10 protein-coding genes are annotated in these 11,333 nt (G+C 37.2%); 4 read left to right on the forward strand and 6 right to left on the reverse strand.

Translation table 11 applies throughout. The features are described 5' to 3' along the window. The first annotated feature begins 660 nt into the window (after positions 1–660). Together B1NLA3E_RS03030 and B1NLA3E_RS03035 are read left to right on the forward strand one after the other, a co-directional pair. Positions 661–1,359 carry a response regulator transcription factor gene (locus tag B1NLA3E_RS03030; protein WP_041580251.1) on the forward strand — a complete coding sequence of 233 codons (699 nt, stop codon included), beginning with the start codon at positions 661–663 and terminating at the stop codon, positions 1,357–1,359. 57 nt (positions 1,360–1,416) lie between these two features. Then, positions 1,417–2,829, forward strand: coding sequence for a sensor histidine kinase (locus tag B1NLA3E_RS03035; RefSeq protein ID WP_041580252.1), 1,413 nt, complete (start codon positions 1,417–1,419; stop codon positions 2,827–2,829). 109 nt (positions 2,830–2,938) lie between these two features. Here the strand turns inward: B1NLA3E_RS03035 and B1NLA3E_RS03040 are convergent, their stop codons facing one another. The 6 genes from B1NLA3E_RS03040 to B1NLA3E_RS03065 all read right to left on the reverse strand — a co-directional run bounded on the left by B1NLA3E_RS03040 (position 2,939) and on the right by B1NLA3E_RS03065 (position 8,231). Next, the gene (locus B1NLA3E_RS03040) at positions 2,939–4,816 is read right to left on the reverse strand and encodes an ATP-binding protein (protein WP_015592393.1); all 1,878 of its coding nucleotides are present in this window, start codon (positions 4,814–4,816) and stop codon (positions 2,939–2,941) included. Further along, on the reverse strand, positions 4,809–5,216 hold the full coding sequence (locus B1NLA3E_RS03045; RefSeq protein ID WP_015592394.1) for an ATP-binding protein: 408 nt from the start codon (positions 5,214–5,216) through the stop codon (positions 4,809–4,811). Before B1NLA3E_RS03045 ends, B1NLA3E_RS03040 begins: the two co-directional genes overlap by 8 nt. Positions 5,217–5,443: 227 nt before the next feature. Then, entirely contained in the window at positions 5,444–6,412 is a 969-nt protein-coding gene (locus B1NLA3E_RS03050) for a DUF3939 domain-containing protein (protein WP_015592395.1), read from the reverse strand. Further along, entirely contained in the window at positions 6,409–6,789 is a 381-nt protein-coding gene (locus B1NLA3E_RS03055) for a F0F1 ATP synthase subunit B family protein (RefSeq protein WP_015592396.1), read from the reverse strand. Before B1NLA3E_RS03055 ends, B1NLA3E_RS03050 begins: the two co-directional genes overlap by 4 nt. Before the next feature lie 14 nt (positions 6,790–6,803). After that, on the reverse strand, positions 6,804–7,547 hold the full coding sequence (atpB, locus tag B1NLA3E_RS03060) for a F0F1 ATP synthase subunit A (protein ID WP_015592397.1): 744 nt from the start codon (positions 7,545–7,547) through the stop codon (positions 6,804–6,806). 333 nt (positions 7,548–7,880) lie between these two features. Beyond that, entirely contained in the window at positions 7,881–8,231 is a 351-nt protein-coding gene (locus B1NLA3E_RS03065; RefSeq protein WP_015592398.1) for an ASCH domain-containing protein, read from the reverse strand. Between the two features lie 430 nt (positions 8,232–8,661). Between B1NLA3E_RS03065 and B1NLA3E_RS03070 the strand changes: the two genes are divergently transcribed. Both B1NLA3E_RS03070 and B1NLA3E_RS03075 read left to right on the forward strand, forming a co-directional pair. After that, positions 8,662–10,470: a glycosyl hydrolase family 18 protein gene (locus tag B1NLA3E_RS03070; protein WP_015592399.1), complete on the forward strand. Its 1,809-nt coding sequence runs from the start codon at positions 8,662–8,664 to the stop codon at positions 10,468–10,470. A 277-nt stretch (positions 10,471–10,747) separates the two neighbouring features. Continuing rightward, complete coding sequence (locus tag B1NLA3E_RS03075; RefSeq protein ID WP_015592400.1) at positions 10,748–11,284, forward strand: HD domain-containing protein; 537 nt, start codon at positions 10,748–10,750, stop codon at positions 11,282–11,284. Positions 11,285–11,333 lie beyond the last annotated feature (49 nt).

Raw genomic sequence — 11,333 nt, forward strand, 5'->3', positions numbered from 1 at the left:
GTTGGATATGGTGTGTTGTAATTCTTTAGTTTGATTCCCCCCTGTTGATTGGAGCGGAAGGTGCGAAGACTCCTGCGGGAGCAGCGGGACAGGTGAGACCCCGCAGGAGCTTTAGCGACGAGGAGACTCACCGCCCGCCCCGCGGAAAGCGAAGCACCTGGAGCGGAAATCAACAGGTCCGTTAGCATAGACAATCTCATATTAAAAATCGGCATTCAATGTTCTGACAAAATGAAAATTGCCGAGAAAATAAACTTTCTCGACAATCTGAGGCTCAGTGTACCTGGGCCTTGTTTGCGTTAACCGGAACAAAGGTAGGAATCTTTTCAAAAAAAGATGGGATTTTTCATTTTTCTACAAAATTTTACTATTTTCAAACTTTTTTAACATTTAGAGTTTACAATATTTTTAGGGACCAATATTCATTGAAATAGAATACTAGGTAGTAAAGGTTGTGTTAAAGCTCAATGTTGATTTTTTGCACAATGTTGATTGGAGTGGAAGGCGCGAAGACTCCTGCGGGAGCAGCGGGACAGGTGAGACCCCACAGGCGCTTTAGCGCCGAGGAGGCTCACCGCCCGCCCCGCGGAAAGCGAGTGCCTGGAACGGAAATCAACATTCTAGTTTAACAGAGCCTAAAGAAAAAGGTAGGTGATTAAAATGGAAGAAGTCAAAATTCTTATTGTAGATGATGAAGATCGAATCAGAGAAATGATTAGGGAGTATACCAGCCCTGATGGATTCGAAATTGATGAGGCCTCCGATGGAATTGAAGCATTGGAAATGTTTAGCCAGAATCAATATTCCTTAATCATTCTTGATGTGATGATGCCCAAGATGGATGGGTGGGTTGTATGTCGGGAAATTAGAAAAACATCACAGGTTCCTATCATTATGCTGACGGCTAGGGGAGAAGAGTATGATAAACTCTTTGGTTTTGAGTTGGGTATTGACGATTATATTGTCAAACCTTTCAGTCCAAAAGAGCTTCTTGCCCGAATGAAAGCAATCATTCGTAGAAGTTCAGCAACAAATGAGAGTGAAACAAAATTTGAAACGGTTAGGGTTGAAGGCCTGGTCATTGAATATAAATCGAGGAATGTTTATGTTGATGGGAATGTTGTTAACCTCACTCCTAAGGAGTTTGAATTGCTGAGTCTGTTTGTCCAGAATCCAAATAGAGTTTTTACAAGGGAGCAACTATTGAATTCAATCTGGGGACTTGATCATAAGGGAGATGATCGAACGGTTGATACCCATATAAAGACACTCCGTGATAGCATTAGAGAATATCGGAGATTTATTGTAACTGTCTGGGGAACTGGCTACAAATTTGATGCGGGGAAATCCCATAAATGACCCATTTTTAGGAAGCTAAAGTAGTGAATAGTTTCGTTAAAATTAATGGAGGAAAAAATGAAGAGTATCCGTTTTAAGCTTTGGGCAGGAATGATGGCACTTGTTGCGATAGTTTTGCTGCTTCTGTGGTTATTTCAGATTGTTTTTCTTGAAAATTTTTATAACCGGATGTGGACATCTTATATTAAAAGAGAAGTCATCACCATTAATCAGTTGCTAGAAAAAGGGGAAAAGAGTGCTTTTGAAAGCAAACTGGAGGAATTTGCTTTTAATAATAATATATATGCCGAACTAGCCGATAAAAATGGGAACTCCATTTATATTACAGGGTCTTCTAGTTCTGCCGGAAAAATGCCTATGATTGATAGTAATGCTAGGAATGGGGTTATTCAGGAAATTTTAACCGACAAAGAGGTTGATGTTCCTGTGACACATCCCCGTTTTGGTAACAAATTTATGTTAATTGGGTTACCAATAAGAATTTCGGGGGAATTATCACAGGTTATGCTCATCATCACGCCTTTAGCTCCAATGAAGGATACAACAGAAATTTTGAAGGGGCAACTCGTTTATATCATTGGTATACTCCTATTTGCATCCTTGATTATTTCTTTTCTCATTTCGCGAAGTTTTACAAGCCCAATTTTAGAAATAAAAAAAGTGTCTGAAAAAATGGCAGCTGGTGACTTTTTGGCTAGAATTAAAACAAAAAAGCAGGACGAGATAGGGACCTTAGCAGAAACCATTAATAATATGGGTGAACAGCTGTCTAAAATAGAGCAACTTAGGAAAGATCTCATTGCCAATGTATCTCATGAACTCCGAACGCCGCTAAGTCTAATCCGTGGATATGCTGAAACGATTAAAGACGTAACAGGTAATGATCCTGTAAAAAGGGAAAAACAGCTAGGAGTTATTATCGAGGAAACAGAACGGTTAAGTAGAATTGTAGATGATATTATGAACCTTTCTCAGCTACAATCGGGGAATGCTAAGTTAAACAAAGTTAGTTTTAAAATAAATGTACTGATAGATGACGCGATGAAGCGGTATGATATTTTAAGTGAAAAAACGGGTGTAGGAATTGTAAGAATAGGATCGGTTAAAGCATTGGTTAAAGCGGACGAAAATAAAATTGCCCAGGTACTTTATAATCTAATTAACAATGGGTTCAATCATACATCAAAAGGCGGATTCATTACATTGAAGATAGTAGAGGAAAATGAGAGTGTCAGAATTGAGATTTCTGATACAGGTAAGGGAATAACCCAGGAGGAATTGCCACATATATGGGATCGGTACTATAAGGCTGAAAAGACAAGTGAAAAAAGACCAACTGGAACGGGACTGGGCTTGGCAATTGTAAAGGGGATACTTGAGGCCCATCAGGTTGCCTATGGAGTTGAAAGCAAGGAAAAAGTTGGCACGAAATTTTGGTTTGAACTTAACAAGGTAAACGGTAGTTCTTAAAAAAAATAGGCTCAGTCATAGGTCTGAGCCTTTTTGTTGTTTTAAAAAAATTTGAATCTATTCATCTAAGACTTGATGTTTTAGTAGATTATCGGTGACAGTGCTCCGCCTATTGTTTCCCGATTCTAAACTCTGAAATGTCCTGCAAAGCTTGTTGTAGATCAGATCTTGTTTTTACATCATCATCAATTTCGATACCTAGTTCAATCATGGTGTCGGCAATTTCAGGACTGATTCCTGTAAGGATAGTGGAGCAACCTAATAATTTAATCCCTTTAACTATTTTAAATAAGTGGTTGACCACGGCAGTATCAACAAAAGGGACGCCGGAAATATCAATAATTAGTTTTTGAGCTTTTAGTTCTTTTACTCGGATAAGTGTCTTTTCTCGGATTTTTTTGGCACGATACGTATCTACATTACCAACTACTGGAAGAATACAAACTCTTTCAGCTATTGGAATGATAGGGACTGACAATTCATCTACAGTTTCCCGATGGCTTTTTAACAATTCCTCTTTATAATTTACGAAATAGGCAGTATAAGAATCGATATATATATCAATGATGTCGTTTACATTGCGCTCTAACGTGAAGAATTCCTCTGTATCAAGCGTACTTTGGGATTCAATGTAGAATGCTTTGATTGCATTCCAAATAATTCCACGGGTTGATTGGAAAAGCTCCCAGGCTAAATGAATTGGAAACTCTGTTTTAGCACTTTTCACTCCTCTTTCTTTTGCTACATCCATTATCTCTTCTATTTTAACTTCAAGTATATTTTGAGCTACGAGTTTCATAATCGGATTTCCAAATTCAGCATATCCATCCAACTCGCCATTTTCTCTCATTAATGAAGTAATATAGCTTTTGTTTTTGTGTAAGTATTGAACCCATTCTTCCGTATAAAACGCTAAATTTTTATTTAAAAATTCCGTTAACTCCAATTTTGAATCAATTACTTGTATCATAGATTGACCTCCTATAAATTGGTTAGAGTGTTGAATTGTTTTAGAGAATGAAAGATAAAAAGTGGTACCTTCTCCTTCTTCACTTGTTACACGTACCTTGCCGTGATTGCCGTGGATTGCATTATAGACTTGTGCAAGTCCCATTCCTTTTCCATCCTGTTTCAAAGTAAAAAAAGGAGTTCCAAGTAGGCGAATTTTGTCTTGTGGAATACCAATTCCAGAATCAGAAATGTTTAGATGGATTTCATGGAGGTCTTCATTTTGCTCAATGAACAAAGTTCCACCTTTAGGCATCGCTTCAATTGCATTTTTAATTAAATTAAACAAGGCTTTTTTAATTTGATCTTTTCTACCGACAACCATGGCACATTCATTATCAAATCTCTTTATTAGGTTGATATCATAAAGTTGGTTTTGAAATAAAAGTAAGATGGATTCTATTTCGGCACATACATTGAAAGATATTTGTTTTTCCTGAGCGAATTCCGGTTTGGAGACACTCATTAGATCATTTAGAATATGAATGGCTCGGTCCAATTCACTTTGGGCAATTTGAGAATATTCTTGATTGTAGGTTTGTTCCATTAATTGTAGAAATCCTTTCACAGCAGTCAAGGGATTTCGGACTTCATGTGCAATACCAGCAGCCATTTCTCCTATGGATGATAATAAGTGGTTATTCCAGTTATTATGGTCATGAGATGTTTGCAAATAATTGATATTTAACATATATACATGGATTTTATCTAGCTTTTGATCTTTGAATGTTCGGTGGAATAAGAAAAAGTATGGTTGTGTATCGAAAGTCAAAATGAACGAGCTGGATTTACCCATGAAACATTCATGTAGCTTTGTCTTAATTTCATTGTTTTTAACTTGATGAAATAAATTGTTACTTTCAGTTTCATCTGAGTTTAAAAGTCTTTTACCTTCATTGTTAGCACTTAGAATCATTGCATCGGGATTGAGTTCAATTAAACCATATGAGATCTCTTGGTTAGCGGGAGATTTAATCATAGTAATTCCCCTGCCCCTCTTTGAGCCATTTGACTGCTCTAACCTTAGTACCCAGGTTAACGGTACTTGTGATTTCAAATACATCCATTAATCGTTTCACTCCTGACAACCCCAATCCTAATCCTGTTTTAGAAGGGACAGTATTATTTAAAACTTGCTCAAGGTTCGGAATGCCTGGACCTTGGTCAATTGCGATTATTTCTATACCATAGGAGGGGTCTGGCTTAATAAAAAGCTCGCCTTTGCCAGCGTAAAAGACAATATTGCGGGTTAGTTCCATTATGGATACTACTAATTTGGTTTGTTGGCTCTTATTCAAGCCGCATTCGTCAGCAACTCTTTTACCAATTGAACTCGCCATATAAACATCATCTTCTCGTTCAATAACAATCCTGTACAAATTTGTCCCCTATTCCTTTCAAAAATGTAAAAATGAGTATATTTCCACAGTGTATTTTATCACACTTATTCAGAGAAATGGTGAATTATTTTAAAAATATTGAAAATTCCTATTATAATATAGGCTTTTAGATGATTAACTATCCTACAATAAATTTTCCTAGTAATATTCAAAAAGCTGCTACCGGGAATGAGCGGTAGCAGCTTTAATATTTATCCTATTCTTTATTACCCACCAACACTTTTTTTCTGTGGTTTTAAATGGGTAAGGAGTCCATGATATTCGGTAATATATAGTTCGATACCAGGCATTTCATCAAGATAATGGTCTTGCAAAAGCTGGAAGTAATTCACCCTGTGAAGTGAATCATAAGGCATTGCTGGATATGCATTATTCTTTTTATAAAATAAATTAACTGCCTTTTGTACCTTGTCGATGATAGGAGGAATGTTTTTGTCCTTTTCCTCAAAAATATCAAACGTCTCTTTTGACATATAAAATGGTTTGCTTGGTATCCCATGAAGGTAGGGAGCGAGCCGATCAAAGTTAATGCTGTTATCCTCTTTTACAAGGATAGTTCTGTTAATTCCTTTTGGTAGGTCATCAGAAAATTGGCGTACCGCATAACGGACATCATAGAGTGTAGATTCAATGATAGGCCATTCAACAGCTTCCTCTGAATTTTTTCTATTATCTTGTGTTTTTATTTTTGGCTTTCCTTTCTTTGAAAGGATTCCAAGATATTTATACATCATTACATAACCTATTAGACAACCAACGACAAGTCCGCAGAGCAAACCGATAACGGTATAAGATGGATAATTATGAAGATTCTCGTCCATTTTTGCTCCTAATTGGTAACCTCCAAAGATGGATAATCCTAGTGCTATTCCGCCCATGATGTGAATTGATGATGTTTTTACTAAAAAGTTCACGAACTCTTGTAAGCTTGTTTCAATCCCTTTGCTTCCCTTTTTTAAGGGGTTTTTTAGGTCACTTATAATTTCCTCTGAAGCATGGCAGTCTTTGAGAAAGTTTTCAATATAATTATTTGTAGTTTCCTGATCATGTTTTATTACGTATGCTGTCTTACGGAAATTCCCTCTTACATATTTGATATTAAACCACTTTTGTTCTTCTTCCAGCTCTACCATTTCTATTACTTTACCATGTTCTTTTAAATAGGTGCTTTTCATGAGGCACCACGCACCCCGCGTACATTCTTAGGTCTACCGTCATCGTATGCTTGGGTACGGATCATCAAAGCATCTTTTCGGGCGTCCTTAACAATTTGGGCAGCCTCCTGTCGCCCTTTTTCTATAATCTCTCTAGCCTCCCGTGTTGCTTTTTCAGTCATTTCTCGTTGTCGAATCATATTGTTCTCTGCATCCTGTTTATAGGTATCAGCTAGCTGGAGTTCATTTCCAATCGTTTCTCTCCTACGCTCCAATGCCTCAACTAGTTTACCAAGAAACTTCTTCTTAAGAATGAAAATTAGAATCGTAAACAAAATAGCTTGGTAAACCATTGTTCCAATTGAAACAGGCATACCAAAAATTTCAAAATCCCCCATTTTTCATATCCCCTTTATACCGCTTCATTTACTCTTTGACCAACATAAACCATGAAAAGTGTTACAAAAATGTATGCCTGGATTCCACCGATGAATAAGCAAAATGCCTGCCATATAATCATAGGACCTGCAGTAAGTAGACTTGCACCAATACCAGTAAACACACCCCCGTCAAATCCATGTGTCACTGCTCCGGCAAGAATACCAAGCATTATTTCCCCTGCATAAATGTTTCCGAACAGCCGAAGCCCAAGGGTAAGCGTGGACGCAAATTGCTCAAGAATATTAATTAAAAAGAGGGCTTTGAAGGGCTTAAAGAAACTAAGCAAATACCCCTTAAATCCGTGCAGACGAATGTCAATATAATGGGTGTAAACAATCATCATGATCGCTAGTGTCAGTGTGACATGGGCGTCTGAGGTCGGGGATTTCCACCAGGTAGCATGGTTTTCTCCAGCAATGATGGAAAATGGGATTCCCATAATGTTTGCGATTAAAAGATAGAGAAGAAGCCCTACACCTACTGAGAGGATAAAAAAATTGTCTTTAATCCCAATGGAATTTTCCATGATATTTTTTACAAAGTCGATAATCCATTCCATAAAATTTTGCAGTTTTCCTGGTTTTTTATCTGTGATGTGCCTTGTGCAATAATAAACAAAAATAAGCACAACCAATGCCGCGATGGTGCTACTCAGGATTATTGACAGATCGAATGTCATTCCAAACAATTGCACAAGAGGTCGAGTGGAGTGCATATAAATACCTTCTTCCTGTTATTGGTTACTTCCAGAAAGCGGTGGGGAGGATGTAGGAGAGTATGTATGTTTGGGTAAATTTTACTATATTTATACCTTTATTATACAAAACATTTAATCAAAGTGATGATACGAATGTGTCGAAAAATAAAAAATTCTGAATATTATTTTAATTACTATTGAAATAGTCGATATAGATTACCCGACCTGATAATAACAATTAAAATCCCAGTCTAAAGGGGAGGTTGGGGTTCTATAAAAACGCTCATGTTAAAGAAGGCAACAACCAGAGCTTACTGGTTTTGCCTTCAAAATAGTATATAAAAAAAATAGTTACTCAGATACAGGACTGAATTCGTGGACCCACACTCTCATTTTGGGGAGCCAAGGCATTCCTGGATGAAAGGATAAAATCTTATTTTTATATTCTTCTACCGTTTCAAATCCTTCTTGGCGAGCATGCTCATCAGTTAATTGACCAAGAGACTGAGAATACACTCGTTCGACGATGAATTTTTTATCCTTCAAAATCATAATTTCTCCAACATCTGCATATCTGCCATTCCGGCGTGTGGCTGTTTTCCGGCCTTCCATTACTTTGTTAACATCTTCAGATACTGTTACAAGTCGATCAATCGTACATGTTTTTGGCGGCAGTGCATTGGTTTCTTTATCAGCAGTCATTGAAAAGCCTCCTTTTATCTGTTTTCACGTTATTAATGTAACATATTTCAAACTAAGACCAAAATTTTCAATACCTGGCTATGCATTCAATTTAAAAATATACGTTGGATTCAAGTGTAAAAGCTTTATTAGATTTTCTTTTTGTCTCTGTTAAATTAGAATGTTGATTTCCGTTCCAGGCGCTTCGCTTTCCGCGGGGCGGGCGGTGAGCCTCCTCGTTGCTAAAGCTCCTGCGGGGTCTCACCTGTCCCGCTGCTCCAGCAGGAGTCTCGCGCCTTCCACTCCAATCAACATTGAGCTTTAAAATAGCCTTCTTTTTAAGATCATGTAATGCTACTTTTTACCGCTACTTCTCACGGCTTTTCCATATTAAAATGTATATAAGATAGATTAGATATAAATTTTAAACTGAGAGGAAGGAAATGGCAGAATGCAGAGCTTCAAGGGGAAACATTCATCTAAAAGACTATTTATTCTTTCCACTATATTTCTATTATTTATTAGTTGCTTTACAAGTTTTAGGATCGTTGAGGCTGCGAAGGTTGATAAAACAGCGCCTACTGCTCCAACAAATCTACTTGCAACTGGAGTAACAGAAACGACAATATCTTTAGGTTGGAATTCCTCTACGGATAATGTAGCGGTTACTAGTTATGATGTGTATCAAGATAATAGATTAATAGGGACAGTTTCTTCAACTCAATATGTAGTCAAGAATCTAGTCTCAAATACAACCTATAGCTTTTATATAACGGCTAGAGATGCAAAAGGGAATCTATCAAATGCAAGTAATACAATAAAAGTGACTACAAATAAGCTCATGATTGATCTACCACCACAGGTAGGTGAGTTAATGGTTTCACCCATTGCGGTTGATGGGAAAACAATAAGTGGAACAGTTACCTTATCTGTTAATCCTCTTGATGATAAAGGAATAAGTAAGGTGGAGTTCTATAGCAATAACGGGGGCTATTTAATTCGCACCCTAACTGCTGCTCCATATAATGTTAATTGGGCTACTGATCCATGGGTCCCTGATGGGGAGCAAATAGTTAAAGCAGTCGTTTATGATACCTCAAATCAAGTGGCACAAGTTTCAAGAACAGTTATTGTGAAAAATACAATCACACCAGTACAAACTGAGTATAAGACAGTAGGTTATTACACAGGCTGGTCTGCCTATTCAAATTTTCAGGTAACGGATATTGATGCAAGTAAGCTTACTCATTTGAATTATGCATTTGCCAATATCTCTTCTGATGGACAAATCGCATTGGGAGATTCCTGGGTGGATGTAGAGAAATCATTTCCAGGAGATACGTCGGATCAGCCTTATAAAGGGAATTTTTATCAATTAACCAAATTAAAACAACAATATCCTCAACTAAAAACATTAATTTCTGTTGGCGGCTGGACTTGGTCAGATAAGTTTTCTGATGTAGCACTTACTGAACAATCTAGAACAATATTTGCTGAAAGTTGTCTGCAGTTTATTCTAAAATATGGTTTTGACGGAATTGATATAGATTGGGAATACCCAGTTGTTGGAGGGCGAATAGGGAATATCAACCGGCCAGAGGATAAACAAAATTTCACGCTATTATTAAAGAAGATAAGGGAAACTTTGGATGCTCAAAGTGCTAAGGATGGGAAAAAGTATCTTTTAACCATCGCAGGTGGTGCTGGAAAAGGCTATGCAGCGAATACTGAATTGAACTTGCTTTCTTCCTATATAGATTATGTTCAACTGATGACTTATGATATCCACGGATCTTGGGATTTAATTACTGGAATGAATGCTCAGTTGTATATGGACCCTGATACCGGATTTTATTCGGAGTGGAGTGTACAAGATGCAGTCCAAACCTTTCTTAATAACGGTGTGCCAAAAAATAAGATCATAATGGGGATACCATTCTACGGGAGATCCTACAATCAAGTTACCAATGTGAATAATGGTTTATACCAGACTTTTACAGGTGCAGGTTCAGCTATTAGTTATGCAGAACTTGAGGCAAATTACGTTAATAAGAATGGATTTATTCGTTATTGGGAGCCAGACTCCAAAGTACCTTGGTTGTTTAATGGTTCACAATTTATCAGCTATGATGATGGAGAATCTATTGGTTATAAAACCTCTTATATTAAAACTACAGGTTTGGGTGGAGCCATGATGTGGGAATTAAGCCAAGATCCAAATAAAGTGTTAGTGAGTAAGATTTATAATGACTTGAGATAAGTCAACGAAGAAAGGAGAGTTGCTGATGCACTCTCCTTTTTTACATACAAAACTAATATGGCGTTTCACGCCACCATTTACCATGAAAATACATTCGAAGTACCAACCTAACTCAATAAAGGCGGTGTGAGCAGAGCTAGACTTGACCTATTTAATGCGAAAAGCGTATATTTTTCACTCAAATGGGGAATATACTTCACTTTTGCGGCGCTCCGTCCCTTTTCCACAAATGGTAAAATGAAAGAAGTAAAGCTAAGTAGGAGAGGGGACAGTTAATATGGAAATAATTGAAAAAGCTTTGGAAGTTGCAAGTAAAGCTCATGAACAACAGTATAGAAAACAAACAGATATTCCGTATATTACTCACCCTGTTGCTGTGGGAATGATTTTGATGAAAGCAGGATATGGAGAAGAGCTTATTGCTGCAGGAATATTGCATGATACGGTAGAAGACACTCTGATTTCACTTGATGATATAGATAGGATTTTTGGCAAGGAAATTGCTGGAATTGTGGAAGGGTGCTCGGAACCAGATAAATCTCTGTCCTGGGAAGCAAGGAAAAAGCATACGATTGAATTTTTAAAATTAGCACCAGAAGAGATTAGGATTGTTGCTTGTGCAGATAAACTACATAATATTAAATCAATCATCAATGATTATGAAAAAAGTGGAAATGATGTATGGGAGAGATTTAATCGAGGCAAAGATCAACAAGAATGGTATTACAGAAATATTGTTGAGAGTTTAGGTTACGTATCTTCTTTTGAATTATTAGAAGAACTGCGACGAGAGGTTGATAGGTTATTTAAGTGAATGGCTGAGCGGAAAATTTAGAGGGGGACCTAAAAAACGGCCACCCCTT

It is taken from the genome of Bacillus sp. 1NLA3E (genome assembly GCF_000242895.2).
In the GTDB taxonomy this organism is placed as follows: Bacteria; Bacillota; Bacilli; order Bacillales; family Cytobacillaceae; genus Bacillus_BU.